The organism is Dermabacter sp. HMSC08H10 (assembly GCF_001807585.1).
Taxonomy (GTDB): domain Bacteria; phylum Actinomycetota; class Actinomycetes; order Actinomycetales; family Dermabacteraceae; genus Dermabacter; species Dermabacter hominis.
Genome location: NZ_KV789424.1, coordinates 534,566 through 559,204, shown reverse-complemented (window position 1 = coordinate 559,204; position 24,639 = coordinate 534,566). Strand labels below are relative to the sequence as shown.

At 62.2% G+C, this 24,639-nt stretch carries 24 protein-coding genes; 17 read left to right on the top strand and 7 right to left on the bottom strand.

The features are described 5' to 3' along the window. The first annotated feature begins 3 nt into the window (after window positions 1-3). Together HMPREF3176_RS05355 and hemW are read left to right on the top strand one after the other, a co-directional pair. Complete coding sequence (locus HMPREF3176_RS05355; RefSeq protein WP_070458701.1) at window positions 4-777, top strand: MOSC domain-containing protein; 774 nt, start codon at window positions 4-6, stop codon at window positions 775-777. Further along, window positions 761-1,945, top strand: a complete 1,185-nt coding sequence (gene hemW / locus HMPREF3176_RS05350) for a radical SAM family heme chaperone HemW (protein WP_016664456.1) — start codon at window positions 761-763, stop codon at window positions 1,943-1,945. Before HMPREF3176_RS05355 ends, hemW begins: the two co-directional genes overlap by 17 nt. 584 nt (window positions 1,946-2,529) lie before the next feature. Here hemW and HMPREF3176_RS05345 read toward each other — a convergent pair. Continuing rightward, a complete protein-coding gene (locus HMPREF3176_RS05345) occupies window positions 2,530-3,408 on the bottom strand; it encodes a DUF3097 domain-containing protein (RefSeq protein WP_016664458.1) in 879 nt (292 codons plus the stop codon). A 125-nt stretch (window positions 3,409-3,533) separates the two neighbouring features. Between HMPREF3176_RS05345 and hrcA the strand changes: the two genes are divergently transcribed. The 11 genes from hrcA to HMPREF3176_RS05290 all read left to right on the top strand — a co-directional run bounded on the left by hrcA (window position 3,534) and on the right by HMPREF3176_RS05290 (window position 14,266). Beyond that, window positions 3,534-4,562: a heat-inducible transcriptional repressor HrcA gene (hrcA, locus tag HMPREF3176_RS05340; RefSeq protein ID WP_016664459.1), complete on the top strand. Its 1,029-nt coding sequence runs from the start codon at window positions 3,534-3,536 to the stop codon at window positions 4,560-4,562. Window positions 4,563-4,595: 33 nt separating this feature from the next. Next, window positions 4,596-5,747: a molecular chaperone DnaJ gene (gene dnaJ, locus HMPREF3176_RS05335; RefSeq protein WP_016664460.1), complete on the top strand. Its 1,152-nt coding sequence runs from the start codon at window positions 4,596-4,598 to the stop codon at window positions 5,745-5,747. Beyond that, window positions 5,744-6,535, top strand: coding sequence for a 16S rRNA (uracil(1498)-N(3))-methyltransferase (locus tag HMPREF3176_RS05330; protein ID WP_070458699.1), 792 nt, complete (start codon window positions 5,744-5,746; stop codon window positions 6,533-6,535). The genes dnaJ and HMPREF3176_RS05330 overlap by 4 nt, the downstream gene beginning before the upstream one ends. Window positions 6,536-6,697: 162 nt before the next feature. Then, window positions 6,698-7,048, top strand: a complete 351-nt coding sequence (locus tag HMPREF3176_RS05325; RefSeq protein ID WP_016664462.1) for an HIT domain-containing protein — start codon at window positions 6,698-6,700, stop codon at window positions 7,046-7,048. 2 nt (window positions 7,049-7,050) lie between these two features. Continuing rightward, the gene (locus tag HMPREF3176_RS05320) at window positions 7,051-8,058 is read left to right on the top strand and encodes a PhoH family protein (RefSeq protein WP_016664463.1); all 1,008 of its coding nucleotides are present in this window, start codon (window positions 7,051-7,053) and stop codon (window positions 8,056-8,058) included. Continuing rightward, window positions 8,055-8,549, top strand: coding sequence for an rRNA maturation RNase YbeY (ybeY, locus tag HMPREF3176_RS05315; RefSeq protein ID WP_016664464.1), 495 nt, complete (start codon window positions 8,055-8,057; stop codon window positions 8,547-8,549). The genes HMPREF3176_RS05320 and ybeY overlap by 4 nt, the downstream gene beginning before the upstream one ends. Further along, a complete protein-coding gene (locus tag HMPREF3176_RS05310; protein ID WP_016664465.1) occupies window positions 8,546-9,847 on the top strand; it encodes a hemolysin family protein in 1,302 nt (433 codons plus the stop codon). The genes ybeY and HMPREF3176_RS05310 overlap by 4 nt, the downstream gene beginning before the upstream one ends. A gap of 10 nt (window positions 9,848-9,857) precedes the next feature. Further along, the gene (gene era / locus HMPREF3176_RS05305) at window positions 9,858-10,796 is read left to right on the top strand and encodes a GTPase Era (RefSeq protein ID WP_052126893.1); all 939 of its coding nucleotides are present in this window, start codon (window positions 9,858-9,860) and stop codon (window positions 10,794-10,796) included. Window positions 10,797-10,973: 177 nt separating this feature from the next. Beyond that, a complete protein-coding gene (gene leuA, locus HMPREF3176_RS05300; RefSeq protein WP_070458862.1) occupies window positions 10,974-12,686 on the top strand; it encodes a 2-isopropylmalate synthase in 1,713 nt (570 codons plus the stop codon). 12 nt (window positions 12,687-12,698) lie between these two features. Next, entirely contained in the window at window positions 12,699-13,469 is a 771-nt protein-coding gene (recO, locus tag HMPREF3176_RS05295) for a DNA repair protein RecO (protein WP_016664468.1), read from the top strand. Next, window positions 13,466-14,266 (top strand): isoprenyl transferase, encoded by an 801-nt coding sequence (locus HMPREF3176_RS05290; RefSeq protein WP_016664469.1) that lies wholly within the window; start codon window positions 13,466-13,468, stop codon window positions 14,264-14,266. Before recO ends, HMPREF3176_RS05290 begins: the two co-directional genes overlap by 4 nt. A 6-nt stretch (window positions 14,267-14,272) precedes the next feature. On the opposite strand, the gene HMPREF3176_RS05285 is transcribed toward HMPREF3176_RS05290, so the two are convergent. The 5 genes from HMPREF3176_RS05285 to HMPREF3176_RS05265 are packed head-to-tail and all read right to left on the bottom strand — an operon-like array spanning window position 14,273 to window position 18,028. Next, window positions 14,273-14,836 carry a DedA family protein gene (locus HMPREF3176_RS05285; protein ID WP_070458697.1) on the bottom strand — a complete coding sequence of 188 codons (564 nt, stop codon included), beginning with the start codon at window positions 14,834-14,836 and terminating at the stop codon, window positions 14,273-14,275. 15 nt (window positions 14,837-14,851) lie between these two features. Then, window positions 14,852-15,259, bottom strand: coding sequence for a Fur family transcriptional regulator (locus HMPREF3176_RS05280; protein WP_269472711.1), 408 nt, complete (start codon window positions 15,257-15,259; stop codon window positions 14,852-14,854). A 5-nt stretch (window positions 15,260-15,264) separates the two neighbouring features. Further along, window positions 15,265-16,134, bottom strand: coding sequence for a metal ABC transporter permease (locus tag HMPREF3176_RS05275; protein ID WP_016664472.1), 870 nt, complete (start codon window positions 16,132-16,134; stop codon window positions 15,265-15,267). Beyond that, a complete protein-coding gene (locus HMPREF3176_RS05270; protein WP_034373007.1) occupies window positions 16,131-16,865 on the bottom strand; it encodes a metal ABC transporter ATP-binding protein in 735 nt (244 codons plus the stop codon). The genes HMPREF3176_RS05275 and HMPREF3176_RS05270 overlap by 4 nt, the downstream gene beginning before the upstream one ends. Window positions 16,866-16,909: 44 nt before the next feature. Further along, the gene (locus HMPREF3176_RS05265; protein ID WP_141742362.1) at window positions 16,910-18,028 is read right to left on the bottom strand and encodes a metal ABC transporter substrate-binding protein; all 1,119 of its coding nucleotides are present in this window, start codon (window positions 18,026-18,028) and stop codon (window positions 16,910-16,912) included. Window positions 18,029-18,170: 142 nt separating this feature from the next. Between HMPREF3176_RS05265 and HMPREF3176_RS05260 the strand changes: the two genes are divergently transcribed. The 4 genes from HMPREF3176_RS05260 to dnaG are packed head-to-tail and all read left to right on the top strand — an operon-like array spanning window position 18,171 to window position 24,069. Beyond that, complete coding sequence (locus HMPREF3176_RS05260) at window positions 18,171-19,559, top strand: glycine--tRNA ligase (protein ID WP_070436019.1); 1,389 nt, start codon at window positions 18,171-18,173, stop codon at window positions 19,557-19,559. 16 nt (window positions 19,560-19,575) lie between these two features. After that, on the top strand, window positions 19,576-20,733 hold the full coding sequence (gene dusB, locus HMPREF3176_RS05255) for a tRNA dihydrouridine synthase DusB (protein WP_016664476.1): 1,158 nt from the start codon (window positions 19,576-19,578) through the stop codon (window positions 20,731-20,733). Between the two features lie 3 nt (window positions 20,734-20,736). Then, window positions 20,737-22,050 carry a deoxyguanosinetriphosphate triphosphohydrolase gene (locus HMPREF3176_RS05250; RefSeq protein ID WP_034373020.1) on the top strand — a complete coding sequence of 438 codons (1,314 nt, stop codon included), beginning with the start codon at window positions 20,737-20,739 and terminating at the stop codon, window positions 22,048-22,050. A gap of 15 nt (window positions 22,051-22,065) precedes the next feature. Then, complete coding sequence (dnaG, locus tag HMPREF3176_RS05245) at window positions 22,066-24,069, top strand: DNA primase (protein ID WP_070458693.1); 2,004 nt, start codon at window positions 22,066-22,068, stop codon at window positions 24,067-24,069. Between the two features lie 29 nt (window positions 24,070-24,098). Here the strand turns inward: dnaG and HMPREF3176_RS05240 are convergent, their stop codons facing one another. Then, window positions 24,099-24,590 (bottom strand): DUF3145 family protein, encoded by a 492-nt coding sequence (locus HMPREF3176_RS05240; protein WP_070458692.1) that lies wholly within the window; start codon window positions 24,588-24,590, stop codon window positions 24,099-24,101. Between the last annotated feature and the right edge of the window lie 49 nt (window positions 24,591-24,639).

Here is a 24,639-nt window from a genome sequence, read left to right as displayed (position 1 = left end):
AACATGAACGTCGAACCACTTTCGGTCGCTATCGCTCAAGGCCCCGCGCGCGTGATTGCGACGTGCACGGTGGAATCACTCTTCCACGTCGAGGAAACGGGCATCCGCTCGGGGATCAACAAGGTCCCGCGCGCGGAGGGCATCAAGCTCCTTACGCACGGCGTGCTTGGCGATGTGCAGGGCGATACCGAACACCACGGCGGTCTTTTCAAGGCCGTGTACGCTTTCGCGCGCGAAACCCGCGACGAACTTGCGCGCCGGGAGGGATTGAGTGGTCTGCCCGACGGTGCCTTCGGCGAAAATCTCGTCACGGAGGGCATTGATACTGACGAGGTTGTCATTGGCTCGCGCTGGCGGATTGGCGGTGCCGAGCTTCAGGCGAGCGGGCCGCGCCAGCCCTGCAAAACTTTCGCCGTGTGGATGGGGCGCTTCGCCGATCAGGCTGGGATCGAGCCCCGAGGAGCATGGGGCCGCCGCTTCAACGCCTACGGCAAGTCGGGCGCGTACTTCCGCGTTGTGCGGGAAGGCGTTGTGCGCCCGGGTGACGAAATCGAAGTGCTTTCGGTTCCCGAGCACGGCGTAAGCATAGGCGAGATCTTCCGCGGTCTCTCGAGCGAGATCGATCCAACGAGCGCCAAGGCACTCTTGAGCTGGGCCCGCGACACGGAAACGCCCGTGTACACCTCGATGGCAAGGGGGTGCCTCGCGGCGCTCGAGAGCGCCGGCATCTCCTTCGAATTCCCTGCCTCGCTCATCACCGATGGCCGCGGGAACTAACGCCGAGCGCCGAGGGCTCTCGGTCTACATTCACGTGCCGTTTTGCGCGGTGCGCTGCGGCTACTGCGACTTCAACACCTACACGGCGAGGGAGCTTGGTGGGGGAGGATCGCAAGCCGAATATCCTGCCAATGCGATGCGCGAAATGGAGCTCACACTCGCAGACGATCAAGCGTCGGACTTCACGTACGACCGCGTGGTCACCGTGTTCTTCGGAGGCGGGACCCCCACGCTTCTGCCTGCAGATGACCAGGCGCGCATGCTCGCCCACCTCGACTCGCTTATCCCTCTCGCCCCGGGCGCCGAGGTGACGACCGAGGCGAACCCCGACTCCGTTACGCGAGACTCCCTGATGCGACTTGCCGAGGCTGGGTTTACACGCGTGAGTTTCGGCATGCAATCGGCGGTGCCGCGTGTGCTCGCGATCCTCGACCGCACCCACAACCCAGAGTCCGTCCCGCGGGCCGTCGCGTGGGCCCGGGAGGCAGGCCTGCAGGTGAGCCTCGACATGATCTATGGAACGCCGGGGGAAAGCCTCGCGGATGTCGAGACCACGATCGACGCGATCACCGAGATGCAGCCGGACCACGTGAGCGCATACTCGCTCATCGTCGAGGGCAACACCAAAATGGCCCGCCAGCTGCGCCGCGGCGAACTCAGCGAGCCCGATCCGGACTTCATGGCCGATGCCTACGAGCTCATCGCCTACCGCACGCGAGCCGCGGGCTTCGAGTGGTACGAGGTCTCGAACTTCGCGCACGGCGAGGAGTTTCAGTGCCGCCATAACCTCGCCTACTGGCGGGGCCGCGACTGGTGGGGGATCGGCCCCGGCGCGCATCGACACCGCGACGGCTACCGCTCGTGGAACCTCAAGCACCCCTCGCGCTACGCGGCGGCTCTTGCGCAGAACCGGCTTCCCGTGGATGGCTCCGAGCAGGTCTCTGATGAGGATCGCGCGCTCGAACGCCTCATGCTCGAGATGCGCCTTCGCGAAGGATTTTCCGCGGCGAGTAATCCGCTCACCTCGAGCGATGAGGCACGCGAGGTGCTCGAGCGGCACGTGGCAGCGGGGCGGTTGGATGCGAGTGCGTGGGATAGCGGGATCGTGAGGCTTTCCGACGCCGGCCGGCTCATCGCCGATGCCATCACGCGCGATGTTTTGCCTTGAGAGCGCTTTTGAAGCGGCTGAGACTCGGGTGATCCCTACGGTTCATGTTGATCACTTTCGTTGTCCGCTTTCTTATTCCGGGCGACGAATTGTTGAAGAACGGTAAAAATTAGAAAGCCGAGAAGCAGGATCGCCACGATCATCACGACAACAACGAAAATGACCATAAACCACGCGGACCTAAAAATCATGAGATTCCTACGCTTTCGAAAGTCGCCGCTGACTCGATTTTGCACTTACCTGAACCCACCTCGTACTTTCGATCGCGTTCAGTGCAGATGAGGCTCCGGTCAAGCAAACGGTAGAGGTATTGGGTTTATCGAACCCAAGATTACTCAGTGACACGCCATACCCGCCAGAGGACTTATGTCGTACCAAGTGATTCTTCCTGGTGTGTCTTTAATGTACTCGTACGCAGAGTCGAATTCTCTCCAGACCACCCACTCCGTAGATTCCGGCAGAGGCGGGGACGCGGCCGCTCAGTCGACGCTTCCGGTGGCCCTTGAGCGCGGGCGAGGTAAGCGTCGGATTTGCTCCCGAGCTCAAACCCCCACAACCTCTATGCAATCCGGGGCTGCTCCAGGTCAGGGAGCGGTGACGAAGTCGATGAGCTCCTCGATACGCCCGCTGAGCGTTGGTTCGACATCGGCGTACGAGCGCACACGAGAGAGGATCTTCTGCCAGCCCTCGGCGATATCGGCTTGGGACTCGGCGGGGAGGCCGAGCGCCCTAAGTGATCCCACCTTGATGTCGGTTCCCTTGGGGATGTGGGGCCATTTCTCAAGCCCCACTCGTGCGGGCTTCACGGCTTGCCACACGTCCACGTACGGGTGGCCAAGGATGAGCACGTTGCCCGCAACGCCCTTCTCCCGCATGACGGCCTCGGCGATCCGCGTCTCTTTCGATCCGGGAACGAGGTGGTCCACGAGGATTCCGAGCTTGCGGCCCGGCGCGGGGTTAAATGCCCGCACGCGCTCGAGGAGATTATCGGCGCCATCGAGCATCTCGACGGCGACACCCTCGATGCGCAGGTCGTGCCCCCACACCTTCTCCACGAGTTCCGCATCGTGCTTGCCTTCAACCCAAATCCGGGAGCCGCGCGCGACGCGGGCACGGGCCCCTTCGACATAGGTTGAGCCCGACGCGCTTCGTTTAGGGGCTGACGTTTGCCGAGCAGCCGTCGGACCGCCGCTCGTTGGCGGGGTCAAGCGAACGGGCTTTCCATCGATTAGAAAACCGGGGCCGAGGCGGAACGTGCGAAGGCGCCCGTGACGATCCTCGAGTTCGACGATGTGGATACCGCCCGACTTCTCCACGCGCGTGACGGCGCCGACCCAGCCGGTTTGCACATCCTCGACGACGAGCCCGCGCTCGGCAGGGACATCCCTGCTCGCGGGGCGTTTCGGGTGAAAGGCATCCCCGGTACCGGAAAGGACGTCGTGGCCGTATCGATCGATATTCACGGCGCTTTACGCTACCAGGGGCGTGTTCGCTCACAGGGGATCGCCACACCGTGCAAGGGTCGCGCACTACGCGTAGTATTGGCACTCGAAGCCTGTGACTGCTAACGCGCGAAAGGATGAGAAGTATGGATGAGCGCAAGCTCAGCATCCTCGGCGCGATCGTGGAAGATTACGTGGCGACTCGCGAACCGGTGGGCTCGAAGTCGTTGCTCGAGCGGCACGAACTCGGCGTCAGCGCGGCGACCGTACGCAACGATATGTCCGTGCTCGAAGAAGAGGGCCTCATTATGCAGCCCCACACGTCGGCGGGTCGCATTCCCACCGACAAGGGCTATCGCGTTTTCGTCGACTACGTCGCGCAAGTCAAGCCTCTCTCGGCTCCTGAACGGCGCGCGATTCAGACGTTTTTCGACGGCGCCCACGACCTTGATGACCTTCTTTCGCGCACGGTGCGCCTGCTGTCGCGTCTCACGAATCAAGTGGCGGTCGTGCAGTACCCGGCGCTGCGACAAGCACACGTGCGCCACGTTGAGCTCGTGAAGACATCCGAGACTCTCCTGCTCGTCGTGCTCATCACAGACGCGGGGCGCGTGGATCAGCAGACGATTTCGCTCACACATCCCCAAGAGGCCGCCTATTACGAGAGGCTTCGCGAGCGCATTAATCGGGTATGCACGTCAAGGCCCGTGACCTCCGTGGGCGGGGATCTGGAGGCACTGCTCGATGCGGAATCCGAACTGACCCGCGCGGCGGCGACCGAGGTGCTCGACACGCTCGGTGAGCTGCTCGCCTCTCGCCGCGAGGATCGCATGATCGTCGGCGGAGTCTCGAACCTTGCGCGAGGCGAGCAATTCTCTCGCGAGGTCGGGCCGATGCTTGACCTGCTCGAGGAACAGCTCGTGCTCCTTCGACTCCTCGGCGAGATGCATTCGAACTTCGGCGAGGTCGATGTGTTGATCGGCGAGGAACTCAGTAGCGTTTCGGGCGATGCCCTTCAGCGAGCGGCCCTCGTGGGGAGCGCCTATACCGAAACGGCGGGCGCTGCCTCCCCCTCCTCGCGCATCGCGATCCTCGGCCCCTCGAGCATGGACTACGTGACCTCGATTTCTTCCGTGCGCGCTGTCGCGCGGTACATTTCCCGTTTCATCGGTTAAGAACTGAACCCAACTCTCAAGGAACCACACTTCGTGAACGACGACTTTTACGAGATTCTCGGCGTCTCAAAGGACGCAAGCGCGGACGAGATCAAGAAGGCCTACCGCAAGAAGGCCCGCAAGCTGCACCCCGATGTCAATCCCGATCCAGCCGCAGCCGATCAAATGAAGAAGGTCTCTCAGGCATACGAGACCCTCTCCAACCCCGAAAAGCGTCGAATGTACGACATGGGCGGTCAGAACCCATTTGGGGGCGGTGGCTTCGGTGGCTTCGGCGGGGGAGCGACGTTCGATTTCTCCGACCTCTTCGATGTGTTCGCGGGTGCGTCAGGAATGAGCGGACGCGGGCGTGGCCCGATCCCGCGCGAGCGGCGCGGCAACGACATCCTCCGACGCATGACACTCGAGCTCGATGACGTCGTCTTCGGCTCCGAAAAGGAGCTGACATTCGCGACGGCTGTGACCTGCAATCGCTGCCACGGTAACTGCTGTGAGCCCGGAACGGGAACGAAGAAGTGCACCGTCTGTAGCGGAAGCGGTCACGTGCAGCGCACGGTGAACTCTCTGCTTGGTCAGATGGTGCAACTCGCGCCGTGCTCGGCCTGCCAGGGACACGGCACGATCATCGAGAATCCTTGCAGCGAGTGCCAGGGGCACGGCCGTGTGCAGGAGGAGCGCACGATTACGCTGCGCGTTCCCGCGGGCATCGATACAGGTCGCCGCATCCAGCTTCGCGGGGAGGGCGAAGCGGGTGAGGCTGGCGGCCCCGCCGGAGACCTCTTCGTCGAGGTTCGCGTCAAGGAGCACGAGATCTTCCATCGCGAAGGCAACGATCTGCTCGCGCGCCTCACAATTTCCATGATTGCCGCGGCCCTTGGCACGAAGGCCACTCTCACGACCTTCGACGGCGAGCGCGAGGTCGAGATCAAGGCTGGAACTCAGCCCGGTGATGTCATTCGGCTCCGCGACCTCGGCGTCACTGCATTGCGCGGCGACTCTCGCGGCGACATCCTCATCGAGGTGGGCGTCGAGATCCCGAAGAAACTCTCGGGTGCCGAAAAGGATCTCCTCGCGAAGTTTGGCGAGATGCGCAACGAACCCGACCTTCGCTCAGCGGCGAAGAACGCCCAGCACAGCGACGGCGGCGTCTTCGCGAAACTCCGCGAGAAATTCCGCGATCTGTGAGCCTCAAGAACTTCCTTCTCCTCGAGGGGACTCTCGAGGGCGCCACCGCCGGAAGCTCAATCGAGATCGGCGGGGACGAAGGGCACCACGGGGCACGCGTCATGCGGCTTCGCCCGGGCGAGAGCATCCTCCTGACGGACACGCACGGTCACCAGGCGGAGGCTACCGTCACGAACATCTCGAAGAGTAGCTTCGACATTCAGCTGTGCAGCGCGCCCACGCACGAGCCAGCGCCGGAGACGACATTTGTGCTCGTCCAAGCGCTCGCTAAGGGCGGCCGCGACGAATCGGCGATTGAAATGGCGACCGAACTTGGCGTTGACCGCATCATTCCCTGGCAAGCTGATCGCAGCGTCGTCCAATGGAAAGGTGCGAAAGAGGGTAAGGGACTTGAGAAGTGGCGTGCGCGTATCAACGCCGCAGTTAAACAGTCTCGTCGCGCACGCATCCCCGTGCTCGAGCCCGTCGTCACAAGTGACGATCTCGCTGCCCAAATCGCGCGTGCAGTTGACAGCGGATCGACGGTTCTTGCCCTGCACGAGAGTGCAACCGTAGGACTCGGGGCACACCTACGCGATCTCAATCATGCCGCGGGTACGCAAGAAGGCATTCCTCGCGACGTGTGGGTCATCGTCGGGCCCGAGGGCGGTATTAGTGACAGCGAGATCGACCGGTTTGCTCGCGCTGGTGCCACGCCGACGCTTCTGGGCACGGAGATTCTTCGGGCCTCGAGCGCGGGCCCCGCGGCTCTTGCGGCCCTGTGCGCAGTAACCGGGCGGTGGCAGTAGCCCCACCGCGATGCTAACTGCCTTCACGGCTCGCGGCCGGCGAGCGTCGGAAGCACAAGCCGCGCGGTACCCTCGACTACTAGACTGGTGGAACCAGCGCACACACGAGCCGCCACGCGCCCATTCCCGGCACCGTGCGGCGGCAGCCCTGAGGAGGAACCGATGACCACGACCGCACCAGATTGTGTCTTTTGCCAAATCGTTGCCGGCGAGATCCCGTCGACCAAGGTTTACGAGGACGCCGACGTCGTGTGCTTCAAAGACCTTGAGCCGAAAGCTTCGGTTCACGTGCTCGCCGTGCCGAAGGAACATTACGCCAACATCGTGGAGCTCTCGGCCAACAAGGACCTGCTTGCCGCGGTCGTCAAGGCAGCGGGCGCGGTCGCGAAGGAACATGCCCGAGGCGAGTTCCGTTTCCTCTTCAATACCGGTGAAAGCGCTGGCCAAAGCGTTTTCCACGTGCACGGGCACATTCTTGCCGGTAAAGCCCAATCCGAAGGAGACCTCTTCTAACCGTGCAGGAGACCACCGAAATCCTCGAACGCTACGTCGCAATCCCCGACCACTTGCGTCCCGTCGCCGTTCTCGGCGCGAATGATCAGGCACTCAATGTCATCGAGAAGATCATGCCCGACATCGACGTGTCGATGCGCGGACACCAGATCACACTGCGCGGCCCCGAAGGCTCTCTCGATCGCGCTGCCGCCATCATGAACTCTCTCATTGAGATCGCCGCAAGCGGCGAAACCGTGACGGGCGAAGCCGTCCACCGCGCCGCAGAACTCTACGGCGATGATCGGCGACGTGACCAGCACGTGTCGGCGATCCTCAGTCAATCAGTTCTCTCCGCACGAGGGCGCACGATTAGGCCGAAGACGATCGGCCAGAAAGAGTACGTGGACGCTATCGATGAGAACACGATCGTGTTCGGCATCGGCCCCGCAGGCACCGGAAAAACGTACCTCGCGGTCGCGAAAGCCGTGCGTGCACTTCTCGATAAGCAGATCAACCGGATCATCCTTACGCGCCCCGCGGTCGAAGCAGGCGAGCGCCTCGGATTTCTCCCGGGCACGCTCAACGAGAAGATCGACCCCTACTTGCGCCCGCTCTACGACGCGCTACACGACATGCTCGACCCCGAGTCCATCCCGCGGCTCATGGGGGCGGGAACGATCGAAGTTGCGCCGCTCGCATACATGCGCGGGCGTACGCTCAACGATGCCTTCATCATCCTCGACGAGGCGCAAAACACGACACCCGAGCAGATGAAGATGTTCCTGACCCGCTTGGGTTTCAACTCGACCATGGTGATCACGGGCGATGCGACCCAGGTGGATCTTCCCGGAGGCACCAGCAGCGGCCTCAAAGTCGTCGAACGCATCCTCGGTAAGGTCGACGACATTGCCTTTTGCCACTTGAGCTCCAAGGATGTCGTGCGCCACCGACTCGTCAGCGACATCGTCGACGCCTACGCGCGTTGGGATCTTTCCGAGTTCTCACCGAAGAAAAAGGGGAAGCGATGAGCATCGAAGTCAACAACGAAACGACCGCCAAGATCGATGCCCGCGAGTTCGTTGATCTCGCCCGCTACGTATTCGACGCTATGTTCTTGCACCCGGCCACCGAACTGTCGATCACGTTTGTGGACGAGAAGGCCATGAGTGAACTCCACGAGGAATGGATGGACCTCGAGGGGCCCACCGACGTCATGAGCTTCCCCATGGACGAACTTCGCGAAGGACGCGAAGGGGAGCTCGCCCCCGAGGGCCTCCTCGGGGACATCGTCATCTGCCCCACCGTCGCCGCGCAGCAAGCCCGTATTGCCGGCCACAGCTCTGAAGAAGAAATGCTTCTTCTGCTCACTCACGGCATCCTTCACCTGCTCGGCTACGACCACGTCGAGCCCGAGGAAGAGCGTGTGATGTTCACGCTCCAGCGCAAGCTCCTGTTGACGTTTCTCGCTGGCCGTGGCTCTCGCGTGGGCATCTGCGATACCGGCGGCCCCGACGCATGAGTGCCATCGCTTTTCTCGTTCCACTCGCTATCGTCGCGATCGTCCTCGCGGTGTGTTTCTCGGCTGCTGACGCCGCGCTCAGCACGCTTTCGCGCCACAGTATCGAGCGCTACTTTGAAGACGAAGAAAAGAAGCGGGACCGCATCCTCACGATGCACGACGACACCCACACGACGTTCGCAACCATCGCGCTCGGGCGCGTTCTTGCCGAAACGACCTACGCGGTTGTCATCACAGCATTCATGTTCGAACGGCTCGAGGGCCTGTGGCTACCACTCCTCCTCGCGATTACGGTGACCTTCCTCGTGTCGTTCATGGGAGCCTCCGTGTCGCCCCGCACGCTAGGCAGGCGTGCCCCAGAGAAAACGATCTCGGCTCTTTCGCCGCTTGTCCGTTTCGCCCGGGTCGTCCTCGCCCTTCCTGCGAAGGTCCTCATCCACATCTCGAACGCCTTCACGCCCGGAGGAAAGGTCGCGGGGGGACCATTCGCGACGGAGGAGGAGCTTCGCCACTTCGTGGATCGCGCGAGTGAAACGGAAGCGCTCGAAGACGACGAGCGCAACATGATCAAGGGTGTGTTTGATCTTGACGACACGATGATCCGCGAGGTCATGGTGCCCCGCACCGACATGGTGACGATCGACGCGGACGCGACCGCGAACAAGGCCATGCGCCTGTTCGTACGCTCGGGGTACAGCCGAATTCCCGTCATCGGCGAAGAGGGCGTCGACGACCTGCTCGGCATGCTGTACTTCAAGGATGTGATGCGTGCGATTCATTCGCCGTGGGATCCCGGCGGCGATCGGCCCGTCACAGAGATCATGAGGCCCGTGAAGTTCTACCCGGAGTTCCTCACTGCCGATCGCGTCATGGAAGCCATGCGTACCTCTCGCGTGCACGTTGGTATCCCCGTTGACGAATACGGTGGTGTTGCCGGCATCGTCACGATTGAGGACATCCTCGAAGAGATCGTGGGGGAGATTGCCGACGAGCACGACCGCCGCGAGCAAGAGGCCGAGAAGGTCGCCGAAGGCGAATACCGCGTTCCCGCGCGCATGACCATCGTCGAGGTCGGCGAGCTGTTCGATCTCGAGATCGAAGACGACGATGTTGACACGATCGGTGGTCTCCTCGCGAAGACCATCGGAAGGGTGCCGATCGTGGGCGCCGAGGGCACTGCCCACGGTTTACACATGGAAGCGGATCGCACGAGTGGCAGACGCAAGCAGGTCTCGGCAATTCTCGTCAGTCGCGCCCCGCGCGATACCGGTGACGAGTCGCACGAGAGCGACGATTAGGAGAGCAAAAGTGGAAACCGTGCATCGAAGTGGCTTCGTCGCTCTCGTCGGCAGGCCCAACGTCGGCAAATCGACGCTCACGAATGCGATGGTGGGGGACAAGGTCGCGATTACGAGCTCGAAACCTCAAACGACGAGGCGAGCCATTCGAGGGATCGTCAGCCGCGAACACGACCAGATCATCATCGTCGATACCCCGGGCGTTCATCGCCCCCGCACCCTCCTTGGTAAGCGCCTCAACGATCTCGTGCGCGAAACCCTGGCCGAGGTTGATGTCGTGGGCTTTTGTCTTCCGGCTGACCAGAAGATCGGGCCTGGCGATCGCTTTATCGCGGAGGACCTTCGACAGTTGCGTGGCAACCGTCGGAGCCCGGCGATCGTGGCGATCGTGACGAAGGTGGATCTCGTGAGCCGCGACGAGCTCGCCGCTCACCTCATGGAGGTTGAGCGTTTTGTCAAGGCTGAAGACATCGTTCCCATCTCCGCGCTTGAGGGTGAGCAGATCGACGTGCTCATGGACGTCATTGCCTCGCATCTTCCCGAGGGCCCAGCGCTCTACCCGGATGATCAACTCACGGAGGAGAGCGTGAGCGACCGTATCGCGGAGCTCGTGCGCGAGGCTGCGCTCGAGGGTGTGCGCGATGAACTCCCGCATTCCCTCGCCGTTGTGGTCGAGGAGATCGTGGAGGAGTCGCTCGATGGTGATCCGTTCGCGGAGGTAGCGCCCGGCGAAGGCAGGCTCGTGGTGCGCGTTTCGCTCTTCGTTGAACGCGACTCCCAAAAGGGAATCGTGATCGGCAGGGGCGGTAAGCGTCTCAAGCAGGTCGGTACGCGGGCGCGTCGTGGCATCAGGGATCTCATGGGTCGCCCGGTCCATCTCGATATTCGGGTGAAGGTCGCCAAGGATTGGCAGCGGGACCCCAAGCAGCTCGGTCGCCTGGGCTTCTAGTTTTTGGATCGGCTCCGTCTCACATTTCGAGTGTCCGACGGTTGCCGCTCTCGCATTGCTTGCCCCAGGTGTAAGGTGACGGCCATGAACCGAGACGCTCGTATTGTTGCCGCAACCGAAGATCCGCGCACGCCAGTTCTCGGCCAGCATGGGGATGCGCCCCAGGTGCCCTCTGGTATGCCAGTCGAGCGGTATCTCCCGTTTCACGAGCAGATTCCCTTCACGCTTGAGGGGCGCGAGTGGCCAAACCGCGTGATTACCCGTGCGCCGCGCTGGTGTGCGGTGGATCTTCGCGATGGTAACCAGGCACTCATCGACCCCATGAACACCGAGCGGAAGCTCAGAATGTTCAACCTTCTCGTGGGGATGGGATTCAAGGAGATCGAGATCGGGTTTCCTTCGGCGTCGCAAACGGACTTTGACTTCTGCCGCACCCTTATCGAGCAGGATCTCATTCCGGATGACGTGACGATTCAGGTGCTTGTCCAGTGTCGTGAGCACCTGATTGAGCGCACGTACGAGGCGCTCCAGGGCGCTAAGCGCGCAGTCGTGCATTTTTACAACTCGACATCGATCGTGCAGCGCGATGTCGTATTCCGCGCGAACGAGGACGAGGTTCTCGACATAGCCGTGCAGGGGGCGTTGCTCGCGAAGAAATACGAGGAGTCGCTCGATGGCTGCGACATCACCTACGAATACTCGCCCGAGTCATTCACCGGCACGGAGCTCGAGTACGCGGCACGCGTGTGCAACGCGGTCATCGACATCATCAAACCGACCCCCGAGAAGAAGATCATTATCAATCTTCCGGCGACGGTCGAGATGGCGACCCCAAATGTGTACGCGGATTCCGTCGAATGGATGGATCGCCATTTGCACGCACGCGAGAGCGTCGTGCTTTCGCTTCATCCCCACAATGACCGCGGCACGGGGGTGGCGGCGGCCGAGCTCGGTTACCTCGCGGGGGCGGACCGCATCGAGGGGTGTTTGTTCGGCAATGGGGAGCGAACGGGCAACGTTGATCTCGTGACGCTCGGCCTCAATCTTGCGACGCAGGGCGTTGATCCTCAACTCGACTTGTCGAATGTGCCGGAGATTCGCCGTACGGTCGAACACTGCAATCAAATCGGGGTCCATGAGCGTCATCCGTACGGCGGCGACCTTGTGTTTACCGCTTTTTCGGGTTCGCACCAGGATGCGATCAAGAAGGGCCTTGAGCGCATGGACACCGATGCGCAGCGCGCGGGTGTCGAGGTGAGCGAGGCGACGTGGCGCGTACCCTACTTGCCCGTTGATCCCAAGGACATCGGCCGCAGCTACGAGGCGGTTATCCGGGTGAATTCGCAGTCCGGCAAGGGTGGCATGGCGTACCTCCTGCGCACCGAGCACGGACTCGATCTTCCTCGCCGCCTGCAGATCGAGTTTTCGACCATCGTGCAACGCCGCACCGACACTGCCGGTGGTGAAGTGACTCCAGCCCAGCTGTGGGAGGCGTTCGTCGACGAGTACCTTCCCAACCCCGATGCGTCCAAGCGCTGGGGACGCTACGGCTTCAGGGGGCTCACCCAGCACTCTGAGGGCGAAGGGACAGACAGAATTGCTGTGCAGCTTCGCGTCGAGGATCACGAGAGCACGATCGAGGGCCTCGGTAACGGCCCGCTTGATGCATTTGTGAAGGCGCTCGCCTCGCGCGGGGTCAAGGTACGGATTCTTGACTACGCCGAGCACGCTCTGAGCGAGGGTGATGACTCGCTCGCCGCAGCGTACATCGAGGCTGAGATTGGCGAGTCAATCTATTGGGGCGTGGGTATCGACGGCTCGATTACCAGGGCCTCACTTCAGGCGCTAATTTCGGCGCTCAATCGTGCCGCACGCGCGGGGATTCTTTAGGGCCGCTCGCAGGTGGCATCGAGGCTGTACCGCGACGATGCGATCGTCCTCCGAACCCAAGACTTGGGGGAGGCCGATCGCATCGTCACGCTCTATTCGAAAAACCACGGGAAGATCCGCGCGGTCGCGAAGGGAGTGCGGAAAACGTCCTCCCGTTTTGGCGCTCGGCTCGAGCCTTTCCAGCGCGTCGACGTGCAGTGCCATCGGGGACGCTCCCTCGATACCGTTTCGCAGGTCGTGACGATCACCGCTTACGCCGAGCAGATCGCTGGCGACTACGCGCGCTACACGGCAGCGGCGGCTATGGGCGAGCTCGTGGAGAGACTCACGAACGAAGGATTCGACCCTACGAGCGCGCACTACATGATGCTCGTTGGGGCACTGCACGTGCTCGTGAATTCCGGGCGGCCGCCCGTGCTCGTCCTTGATGCCTTTTTGCTGAGGAGCATTGCGATGGCGGGTTGGCGCCCGGAGCTTCGCAACTGCGCTGTGTGCGGGGCAGAAGGGCCGCACCAGGCATTCGATGTGAGCCAAGGTGGCGTCGTGTGCCGAGAATGCCGGCGCCCCGGCGCCGTGGCAGCGCGACCGAGCGTGACCGAACATATGATCTTTTTACTCGCGGGAGACTGGGACGAGGCCCTCGCAACCGACCCTGCTGCGCAGGCAGAAGCGGGCCGTCTCATCGCGCGTATTCTTTCCTATCACCTTGAGCGGCCGCTTGCTGCCCTAGAATTGGTGGATCGATTCATCGAAAGCGCGCCGGCGCTAAAGGAGAACGCGTGAAAGCCAGCTACGTGAACCCGCCCGAACACCCCTCGGGGGAGAAGGCCCCGGTTCTCGAGGAACGCTTCATCCCGAAACACGTCGCTGTCGTCATGGACGGCAACGGACGCTGGGCTAATAAGCGGGGTTTGCCTCGCACAGAGGGGCATGCAGCGGGCGAGGCGGCTCTCCTTGACGTTGTTGCCGGGGCGATCCAGGCGAACGTGACGCACCTGAGCGCCTACGCGTTTTCGACGGAAAACTGGTCGCGCTCCCCGAGCGAAGTCCGTTTTCTCATGGGCTTTTCGCGGAGCGTCTTGCGGCGACAGCGAAACACGCTCCACTCGTGGGGAGTGCGCATCAAGTGGATCGGCCAGGCAAAACGGCTGTGGCCTAGCGTGATCAAAGAGCTGCGTGAAGCGGAAGAACTCACGAAGCACAACACGGGGCTCACGCTGTATATGTGTGTCAACTATGGCGGTCAGGCGGAGCTCACGGATGCGGTCCGTGAGATCGCGACAAAGGTCAAGAACGGCAAGCTTTCGCCGTCGCGCATCAACGAGAAGACGATTCGTGCCCACCTCTACGACCCCGACATGCCCGACGTCGATTTGTTCATTCGCACCTCGGGCGAGCAACGCACCTCGAACTTCCTCCTGTGGGAGGCCGCCTACGCCGAGATGCTCTTCGTTCCCGAGCTGTGGCCGGACGTCGATAGGCGAACCCTCTGGCGCGCCATTCTCGACTACGCCAAACGCGACCGTCGATTCGGCGGGGCGATAGACAAGGTTGCGACGTCCGAAGGGTTCGGCGAATAGGGCGCGCTAGCTGTCGCGCTCGGCTTTGCCGCTTCCCATCTCGGGGAGCAGCGGGGCACGTTCGCCCGTCACGACGCGTTCGCGCGCCAGCTTTCTCGTGGCGCGGTTTCTCTCGGCGCGTTTGCGAAGAATGTAGGCGGTCAGCAGTCCGACGGCTGCCACCGCCATCGCTGCCGCCACGTAGGGATTGCTGAGGGCCACCCTCCACCACAGGGCAAATGCGGCAAGACCTACGGTTGCGTAGATAACGGCCCACGCAAACCCGCCGATGAGGAGGGCCGGGAGGTAACGAGCAAGTGGCATGCGTGTTACTCCCGCCGCGAGGTTGGCGGCCGTTTGGAAGCCGATGGTGAGGAAGCTGAGTGCGACGATCGGCGCGCCCCATTTGTTGACTTTTTCTGCGGCGTTTTCAACTCGCGGGCTCGTGAGGATCGCGTGGAATCGGCCGCGGTCCGCGAGTGTGTAGGCGAGCCTTCCCAGGAGGTACGTGCCCCCGGCGCGGCAGTAGATCACGACCATGAGGAAAGCGATCGCGGGCAGAAGAGGAAGGGAGTTAATCCAATCGAGCATTCGAGCAGGAGACGCCTACTTCGCCGCGGACGATGCCGAGCAATCGGGGCATAGACCAAAGATTTCGAGCGTGTGCTCGATCTGGGTGAAGCCATTCTCCTCAGCGACCTTATTCGCCCACCCTTCAAGCTCGGGCGGAAGGAACTCGATGGTCTTGCCGCATGTGCGGCACACGAGGTGATGGTGGTGTGATTCCGTCGTGCACTGACGATAGATTGCTTCGCCCGAATCGGTGATGATGACGTCCACGAGACCAGCGTCGACGAGCGGCTGCATGTTCCGGTACACGGTTGCGAGCCCCACCGACTCTCCGTCGGCTCGCAAAAGATCGTGCAGCTGCTGTGCCGTCATGAAATCCTGTGCTGATTCGAGCGCGCCCAAAATCGCGGTGCGCTGTTTAGTGGTGCGGAGTGGTTTTGCCACGACAATCACGTGCCCTTCGGTTCGTGCGAGATTCTCGCGCGGCCAATACTTGCCTGCGCGAGAACTCCCAGGATATAGAACCCAATCGCAATCAGCACGATCACGCCACCAGGCGGAAGATCCACGTACACGGTCAGTAGAAGCCCGCTGACGGCACAGACGACGCCAAGAAGCATACTCACGCGCATCGTGCGCGTGAATCCGCGAACGACCTGTTGCGCAGCCGCGACCGGCACAATCATGAGAGCGGACACCATCAGGGCACCGACGATTCTCATCGCGAGGGTCACGGTGAGCGCAGCCATAATGGCGATCAACACGTTCACGGCACGTACGGGAAGACCGATCGCTCGCGCGTGCTCCTCATCGCTCGTGACGGCGAACAGAAGTGGGCGCGCGCCGACGCCGACGAGAAGAATGACGAGTGCAAGAGCGAGCGCAACCCACAGATCGGAGTGCGTGACCGTCGCGAGTGACCCGAAGAGATATGCCATGAGGCTCTGCGACGTGCCCCCAGCAAGTTGAATGATCACGACTCCGCCGGCGATGCCGCCGTAAAAGAGTATCGCGAGGGCTGTGTCGCGGCTCGTATGGCCGACTTCGCGCACATACTCGATGAGCACGGCACCTATGACACTCGCGGCAAGCGCTCCCGGGATCGCGAGCGCATCGCTACTGGAAAGCTGGAAGATCGAGCTAGCAAGCCACCCGATTGCCACACCCGTGAGCGCGACGTGGCCAAGCCCGTCGCCGAGAAGCGAAAGCCGCTTTTGCACGAGGTAGGTGCCCACGACGGGCGCTGTCAGCCCCACTAGTACCGCGATGATGAGGGGGTAGCGGACGATCGGCGAGAGAAGAAGGTCGAGGGGGCTCACGGGTGAATCTCGTTCCCTAGGCACTGGTCGATGGTCTCGTTCACGTGGTGCTTTCCGTCCTCGCTCTCGCTTGCATCCGCATGCGGATCGTCGTGGGGGAGTGGGCCGTCGTGAACAATTCGACCTTCCTCCATCACGATTGCGCGCGTAATGAGGTCGCGCAGCGGGTCGAGATCATGGAGCACGACAACGACAGTCGTCCCACGCTCGTGGAGCTTGCCGATGAGCTGAGAGATGTTCTCTTGAGTCGCGGCATCAACCCCGGTAAAGGGCTCGTCGAGGACAAGAATGCGTGGCTCCCGCACGAGAGCGCGAGCGATCATGACGCGCTGACGCTGACCACCGGACATTTCCGTGACGGCGCGGCTCGAAAGTGCACCGAGCCCCACGAATTCGAGGGCACGCTGGACCTTGTGCTTCGGTGCCCGGGTGAACAGTCGCGTGCTCGTGAGCAGGCCGCTCGCGGTCGTCTCGTACGCGCTTGCCGCAATATTTCCGCTGAACGCGGCCATTTGTGGCACGTATCCGATCGCGTCGTGCACACCCCGCGTAGTCGAGGGGCGCCCGAGGATCTGGGCGCTTCCACCCGAAAGGGGCAGCACCCCGATCATGGCCTTGAGTAGCGTCGACTTACCCGAGCCGTTCGGCCCGAGAATCGCGACTACTTCGCCCTCGTTAATGCGGGCTGTGACGTCCTTGAGGACGACGTTGCCGCCGCGTTTGAGGCTCACATGTCGAACCTTAAACGCGGCGGCGTCGTGAGTGGTGGCGCTACTCACTGCCAGGAAGCAACGAGTTTGTCGGCGTTGTCTCGCATGACCTGAGCATAATCTTTCTTCTCATCGAGCTGCGTCTCAAGATTGTCAAGTTCCTCCGCCTTCGCGCCCGTGCGGCTCGCGAGCGCCTCAGCGACGGCGGGGGTCGCCGAGGTCTCGAAGAAGACGGTCGTCAGCTTCTCCTTCTTGACGAGATCAGCGAGCTCGAGCAGACGTTCGGTCGAGGGCTCGTTTTCAGGGTCAATGCCCGCGATGCCGATTTGATGAAGGTCGTAGGTCTTTGCGAGGTAGGCGAACGCGGTGTGGCTCGTGATAAAAGCCTTCTCTCGCGTCACGGAGTCGTACTTTTCGTGGAGTTCTTCGTCGAGTTTCGTGAGCTCCTTTTCGAGCGATTCGTAGTTCTTCGCGTAGTCCTTGGCGTGATCTGCGTCGATCTCGGAGAGAGTGTCGGCGAGTACCTTTGCCGCCTTGATCATGCGGTGCGGGTCCTGCCAAAAGTGCGGGTCGATGCCGCCGTGATCGTGATGATGTTCGTGGCCACCGTGCTCGTGATCATGCTCGTCAGAGTGCTCATCGTGTTCGTGTTCGTGTTCGTGTTCGTGCTCGCCGCCGCCGTCACTCGCCTCATGCTCGTGATCGTGTTCGTGTTCATGCTCGTGAGCATGCTCATCGCCGTGTTCGTGCTCGTGCTCCTCACCGCTTGCGGGCAGAATGTCCACAAACTCGTTGAGGTTCAGAAGCTTCTTCGGCTTGTGAGCCTTGATGGCATCGTCGACGGCTGTTTGGTAGTGCTCGATCTGCACCACGAGGTCAGCATCGGCCATTTGCGCAACCTGCTGCACCGAGAGCTCGAGGCCGTGAGGGTCGATGCCCGGCTTCACCGGGTTGATGATTGAGACGTGCTTTCCGCCAATCTTCTCGGCGAGGTACTGGGTGGGGTAGCAGGTGATCATGACCGAAACATCGCCGGAACCCGAGGAGGCGTCGGACCCCTTTGCGCCACCCGACGTGCCGCCACACCCGGCAAGAAGTGCCGCGAGCGAAAGCCCGCCGCCGAGCGTGAACGCGCGGCGAGAAATGGGGGAAGACATGCCTGAAAGTGAGCGTGAATCATTCATGAGAACTATTATCAATGATTGTTGTGGTGTGCGGCAAATCTTCACCTACCCGCGTGCAAGAAGGATCAACCTTTCGGCGGTTTCTGGTTAGGGTGGAACAAAGCACGCAAGTCATGCGTGCCCATCGTTCCAAGGAGATCTCGTGGCGAAGCCCCAACCGTCGAAGCTCGATAACGTCATCGCCCTCGCGAAGAAGCGCGGATTCGTGTTCCCCGCCGGCGACATTTACGGCGGCACGCGTTCGGCGTGGGACTACGGCCCCCTCGGGGTTGAGCTCAAGGAGAACATCAAACGCCAGTGGTGGCGCACGTTCGTGACTTCGCGCGCCGACATGGTGGGCCTCGACTCCTCGATCATCCTGCCTACTCGCGTATGGGAGGCCTCGGGGCACGTCAAGACCTTCACGGACCCGCTCATCGAATGCCGCAGCTGCCACAACCGCTTCCGCGAGGATCACCTCGTGGAAGAGTTCGAGGAACGCAAGGGGCGTAAAGCCGAGGGCATGAGCGAGATCCCATGCCCGAACTGTGGCACCAAGGGCGAGTACACCGAGCCCCAGCAGTTCTCGGGCCTCATGAAGACCTACCTCGGCGCAGTCGATAACGAGGAAGGCCTGCACTACCTCCGCCCCGAAACAGCGCAGGGCATTTTCGTCAACTTCCTCAACGTCGTCACCGCTGCGCGCGTGAAGCCGCCTTTCGGCATCGGCCAGGTCGGCAAGTCCTTCCGCAACGAGATCACTCCGGGCAACTTCATTTTCCGCACCCGCGAATTCGAACAGATGGAGATCGAGTTCTTCACCCAGCCCGAGCGTGCCGGCGAATTTTTCGACGAGTGGGTCGAGGCATGCGAGAAATGGTTTTTCGATCTCGGTATCAAACCCGAAAACATCCGTCGCTTTGATGTTCCGGAAGAGGAGCGTGCCCACTATTCGGATGCCACCATCGACCTCGAGTACCGCTTTGGTTTCCAGGGCAGCGAATGGGGCGAACTCATGGGCGTCGCTAACCGTACTGACTTCGACCTCGCAAGCCACACGGAAGCTTCGGGCACGAAGATGCAGTACTTCGACCAGGCAAGCGGCGAACGCTACACCCCCTACGTCATCGAGCCGTCGTTTGGCCTTACGCGTTCGATGATGGCGTTCCTTATTGACGCCTACGAAGAAGACGAGGCTCCCAACACCAAGGGCGGAGTCGATAAGCGCACCGTTCTCAAACTTGATCCGCGCATCGCGCCAGTCAAGGTCGCCGTGCTTCCGCTATCCAAGAGTGAGGACCTTCAGCCCACCGCGCACAACCTTGCCTCGGAGCTTCGCGGGCTGTGGAACATCGAGATGGACCTCTCTGGTGCGATCGGTCGACGCTACCGTCGCCAGGATGAAATTGGCACGCCTTACTGTGTCACGGTCGACTTCGACACGCTCGACGATCAGGCCGTGACCGTGCGCGATCGAGACACCATGGCGCAAGAGCGCGTAGCCCTCACCCAGATCAAGGGCTACCTCGCCGAGCGCCTTGCGGGATGCTAGGGAGCCGCTTTCGCGCATGAGCCGTTCCCTCACGATTGGTCCTCACACGAGCGACACTCCCGTGGTTCTCGCCCCGATGGCGGGCGTGACGAACATGCCGTTTCGTCTCCTGTGCCGCGAGTTCGGCGCGCTTCACTCGGAAAACGACGGTGGGTTTTTCGTCTCCGAAATGGTGACGAGCCGCGCGATCGTCGAACGCCACCCGGAAACAATGCGTCTCGTGACGATGGGGGAGCGGGAGACGCCTCGCTCGGTTCAGCTATACGGCGTTGATCCCGCGACCATCGCCGCTTCGATTCGCGTGCTGCGCGAGCTTGATCTCGTTGACCACATCGACCTCAATTTCGGTTGCCCCGTTCCTAAGGTCACCCGCAAGGGCGGCGGTGCGGTGCTTCCGTGGAAGACGGAACTGTTCACCCGTATCGTGACCGAGGCCGTGAAGGCCGCCGAGGACGTCCCCGTGACGGTCAAGACCCGGATGGGAGTCGATGACTCGCACCTCACCTATCTCGACGCGGGACGCATCGCGGAAGAGGCCGGTGCTGCGGCGATCGCGCTCCACGGGCGCACGGCCAATCAGCACTATTCGGGGCATGCTAGGTGGGACGCGATCGCGGAGTTGAAGCAAGCGGTCACGAGCATTCCGGTGCTCGGAAACGGGGATATCTGGAGCGCTGAAGACGCTTTGCGTATGGTCGAGCAGACGGGGTGTGACGGCGTGGTCGTCGGCCGAGGCTGCCAGGGGCGGCCGTGGCTCTTCGCCGATCTTGCCGCGGGATTCGCCGGCAAACCTGATCGAGTGAAACCGACACTCGGGGAGGTTGCCCAGGTGCTCATTCGCCACGCCGAACTTCTGATCGAGTTCTTTGAGGACGAAGGCCGAGGCGTGCGTGACCTGCGCAAGCATGTCGGCTGGTACTTCAAGGGATACCCGGTGGGTGGCAAAGCACGGCACGCCCTTGCGACCATGGAATCGCTCGAGGACCTCAAGGAGAAGCTTGCTGGTCTCGACTGGGACGCACCGTACCCGGGTGAGCCGGTTGAAGGCCCCCGCGGGCGGGCAGGGCACCCGAAACGCACCCACATGCCCGACGGCTGGCTCGATTCGCGCGAGATCTCAGAAGAGCACCGCGCTCGTTTGCACGAGGCGGAACTTTCCGTCTCGGGAGGTTGAGACGTGCCACCACACATTCCTGCCCCGTACCATTCGCGCGACATTGAGCGTTTTTTCGCGGAGCCACCGAAGTCCCAGGCACGCACGCCGTTTCAACGCGATCGCGCGCGAGTGCTGCACTCGTCGGCGCTCAGGCGCCTCGGTGCAAAGACCCAGGTGCTCGGGGCTGGCTCGAACGATTTTTCCCGCACCCGGCTGACCCACTCGCTCGAGGTCGCACAAGTGGGCCGCGATATCGCCCATGAACTTGGCTGCGACCCCGATATCGTGGACGCCGCGTGCCTCTCACACGACCTGGGGCACCCGCCGTTTGGGCACAACGGCGAGCGGGTGCTCAATGAACTCGCGCGTGACATCGGCGGATTTGAGGGGAACGCTCAAACACTTCGCCTGCTCGCGAGGCTCGAACCGAAGGTCCTTGGTGGCGAAAAGAGCTACGGCCTCAACCTCACGCGGGCGGCGCTCGATGCAGCGATCAAATACCCGTGGCGGCGCGGTGAAGGGCCGAATCCCAACTCGCCTAAGTTCGGGGTCTATGAGGATGATCTGCCCGTGTATGAGTGGGCGCGCGAAGGCGCGCCCGAGCACCGTAAGTGCCTCGAGGCACAGGTCATGGATATTGCTGACGATATCGCCTATTCGGTGCACGATATCGAGGACGCGATAACGGGCGGAACCATCACGCTGCGCGCACTGAAAGACCCGCAAGAGCGCGAAGCTGCGCTCTATGTTGTCCAGGACTGGTACACCCCGCATCTCGAAATTAGTGACCTTGATGTCGCCCTCACGCGGCTCGAAAACGAAACGGTGTGGCAGTGGGAGCATTCGGGCGATCCGTTCTCCGCGGCGGCATTGAAGGACATGTGCTCTCAGCTCATCGGTCGCTTCGTGGGATCGGTTGTCGAGGCGACTCGTCAGGCACACGGGCAGCACGCACTCGCACGCTTCGAAGGAAGCGTCGTGATTCCCGAGGACACCGAGCGAGAGATCTGCGTTCTCAAAGGTCTCGCGGCCGCATACGTCATGTCGAGCAGGGCTCAGCAGGGCGTGTATGCCCTCCAGGAGCAGATCCTTACGGATCTCTTTGCGCTCTTTCGCCGCACGGGAGCGGCGCACCTGGATCCCATCTTTACCGTGCTGTACGAGCGGGCGAACACGCTTCAGGAGCGCGAGCGAGTTATCGTGGATCAGATCGCGTCGCTCACCGATGTCTCCGCAGTGCGACTGCACTCCGAGTTCTTCTCTGGCGCCTACTCGGATGCATTGGCGGGCGATGTGCCACTTCCCGGGTTCGGCCCGGAAATCCCGTTTAACTGAGCGAGGAAGGTGCGCGTGAAAGGCCTCATCAAACGCGAGGACATCGTGGCTGTGCGCGAGCGCGCGAACCTCGAAGAGATCGTCTCCGAGCACGTCTCCCTCAGGAGCGCGGGCCTAGGTTCGATGAAGGGCCTGTGCCCTTTCCACGACGAAAAAACGCCCTCGTTCAACATCCGCCCCGCGATCGGCCGCTACCACTGCTTCGGCTGCGGCGAGGGCGGAGACGTGATCGAATTCGTCCAAAAAATCAACCACATGAGCTTCACCGAAGCAGTCGAATACTTGGCGTCGCGCTACGGTATCCATTTGCGATATGAAGAATCCTCTTCCCGCGCTGATCGCGATTCCGGGCCGCGCACGGATTTCGGCACCCGACAGCGTTTGCTCGCCGCGCACGAGGTCGCGGAGGCGTTCTTCCGTGAACATCTGACGAGCCCCGAGGCGGAGATCGGCCGCAGGTTCCTCGCTGAACGTGACTTTGGCCCTCGCGCCGCCGCGCACTTTGGCATCGGCTTCGCTCCTCAGGGCTGGGACAATCTCGCGAAGCATTTGCGTGGGCGCGGATTTACGGAAAAGGAACTGACACTGAGCGGGCTTGTTTCTGAGGGGCAGCGCGGCGTGTACGACCGATTCCGCGGCCGCCTCGTGTGGCCGATTCGGGATGTGACGGGCAAGACGATCGGCTTTGGAGCGCGGCGCCTTTTTGACGACGACAAGGGCCCGAAGTACCTCAACACACCCGAGACCCCCATCTACAAGAAATCGCAGGTTCTCTACGGTCTCGACCTTGCGCGCAAAAACATTTCCTCGAAACGCCAGGTGGTCGTCATGGAGGGCTACACCGACGTGATGGCAGCCCACGCAGCCGGTATTGACACCGCCGTCGCCTCGTGCGGAACCGCCTTCGGCTCCGAGCACGTTACCCTCGTGCGCCGGATTATGGGCGACACTTCTGCGCTCAGCTCGCTGAGCCTTGCCAGCGGTAGCGGAACGTTCGCGGGGGCCGGGGGAGAAGTCATCTTCACGTTCGATGGCGACGAAGCGGGGCAAAACGCGGCTCTCAAAGCATTCCGCGAAGACCAACGCTTCGTTGCCCAAACGTATGTCGCCGTCGATCCCCAGGGGATGGACCCGTGCGACATTCGCGTCAAGCGCGGTGAGGAAGCGCTCAAAGACGTCATTGCTGCCCGCATTCCCATGTTCGAGTTCGCTATTCGAGCAGCGCTGCGTTCCGTCGACCTCGACACCGCCGAAGGCCAGATCGCCGGCCTGCGAATGGCCGCCCCTGTCGTTGCACAGATCAGAGATCACGCGCTTCGCCCCGAATACGCGCGCAGGCTCTCCGGGTGGCTCGGCCTCGACGAACGAACCGTTCAACGGGCGGTTCAGGACGCCGGCAAGGCGGTATATGAGCAGCGCAGGATCGCGCAGCAAGCGTCGGAACACCCCCCGGAGAGCCCCGGCGCGGGCGGTTCCGACGCCACCCACGCACCCACCGATGCCGAACCCCTCCTGTCGCCCATCCGCCTGCGAGATATAACGCAGACGCACGACCCGATCGAGACGGCCGAAGTGCAGGCACTGTCCCTCCTGCTTCAAGCGCCCTCATGCGTTAGTATCGAGGATGTGCATGCGCTGCCCGACGAGCCATTTCGCACGGTGACCCTGCAGAGCGTGTGGGACTGCATGATTGCGACCGGCCTCTTCGAGGAAGCGGCGCACAAGAACGTGAGCGTGCGCGCGTTTGTCGAAGCGGTCATGGAAATTGCAGGCGATTCCTTGCGCCCGCTCATCGGCGACCTTGCCTCCTACCCGCTTCCCGCGCGCGACGAGCAGCAACTGAACCGTCTGGGGCCCGCGCTCATACGCCGACTACAGCAGTTGAGCTTCACGCACGACATTTCCGAGCTGCGTCGCAAACTCGGTAGGCTCACCCCCGAGCGTGACGCCGAGGAGTACCGGGCGACCATGAATGCCCTTCAAGAGGCGCAGCAAAAACTCCGCGCCCTCAAAGACTAGAGACACGCGGAGTTTTTGAAAACGGTCCGTCAGCCGACGAGGTGAAGGCGGCGCGGTTCCTCACCGCTCGCGGCCACGCGGAATGCCTCGAGCTCGCGATCCCACGCCTCGCCAAGAGCCTTGCCGATCTCCTGTTCGATGCGCGCGGCGTCGCCGGCACCAGCGGCAATGCAAAAACGAATACGGTCTTCGGTGAGCGTGACGTTGCCCGCCGCATCGATCGCGGCGTGATGGATGCCGAGCGAGGGTGTATACATCCACCGTGCCCCCTCTTCGCCGCCTCCCGGCTCTTGCGTGACTTCGAAGCGCACGCTGTCCCAGCCACGCAGCGCAGTCGCGAGGCGTGCACCAAGGCCTTCGGGGCCGGTCCAGTTGATCGCCATGCGTAGCTGCGAGGGATCACTTTCGTGGCGATGCCACTTCACGCGTACGGGCACACCAAGAACTCCGCTGACGGCCCATTCAAGATGAGGTGCGAGGGCACGCGGCACGGAGTGGATTGTGAGGGTTCCACGAGCCATGGGCTTACCTTTCGTATCAATCGAAACGTCTTCCCCACGATTCGCGTTG

Coding starts and splice junctions, on each gene's coding strand:
- hrcA (WP_016664459.1), top strand. CDS start 3,534: ATGGATGAGCGCAAGCTCAGCATCCTCGGCGCGATCGTGGAAGATTAC.
- ybeY (WP_016664464.1), top strand. CDS start 8,055: ATGAGCATCGAAGTCAACAACGAAACGACCGCCAAGATCGATGCCCGC.
- HMPREF3176_RS05265 (WP_141742362.1), bottom strand. CDS start 18,028: ATGAATGATTCACGCTCACTTTCAGGCATGTCTTCCCCCATTTCTCGC.
- dusB (WP_016664476.1), top strand. CDS start 19,576: ATGAGCCGTTCCCTCACGATTGGTCCTCACACGAGCGACACTCCCGTG.
- HMPREF3176_RS05325 (WP_016664462.1), top strand. CDS start 6,698: ATGACCACGACCGCACCAGATTGTGTCTTTTGCCAAATCGTTGCCGGC.
- HMPREF3176_RS05310 (WP_016664465.1), top strand. CDS start 8,546: ATGAGTGCCATCGCTTTTCTCGTTCCACTCGCTATCGTCGCGATCGTC.
- HMPREF3176_RS05355 (WP_070458701.1), top strand. CDS start 4: ATGAACGTCGAACCACTTTCGGTCGCTATCGCTCAAGGCCCCGCGCGC.
- hemW (WP_016664456.1), top strand. CDS start 761: ATGGCCGCGGGAACTAACGCCGAGCGCCGAGGGCTCTCGGTCTACATT.
- HMPREF3176_RS05240 (WP_070458692.1), bottom strand. CDS start 24,590: ATGGCTCGTGGAACCCTCACAATCCACTCCGTGCCGCGTGCCCTCGCA.
- HMPREF3176_RS05285 (WP_070458697.1), bottom strand. CDS start 14,836: ATGCTCGATTGGATTAACTCCCTTCCTCTTCTGCCCGCGATCGCTTTC.
- leuA (WP_070458862.1), top strand. CDS start 10,974: ATGCCAGTCGAGCGGTATCTCCCGTTTCACGAGCAGATTCCCTTCACG.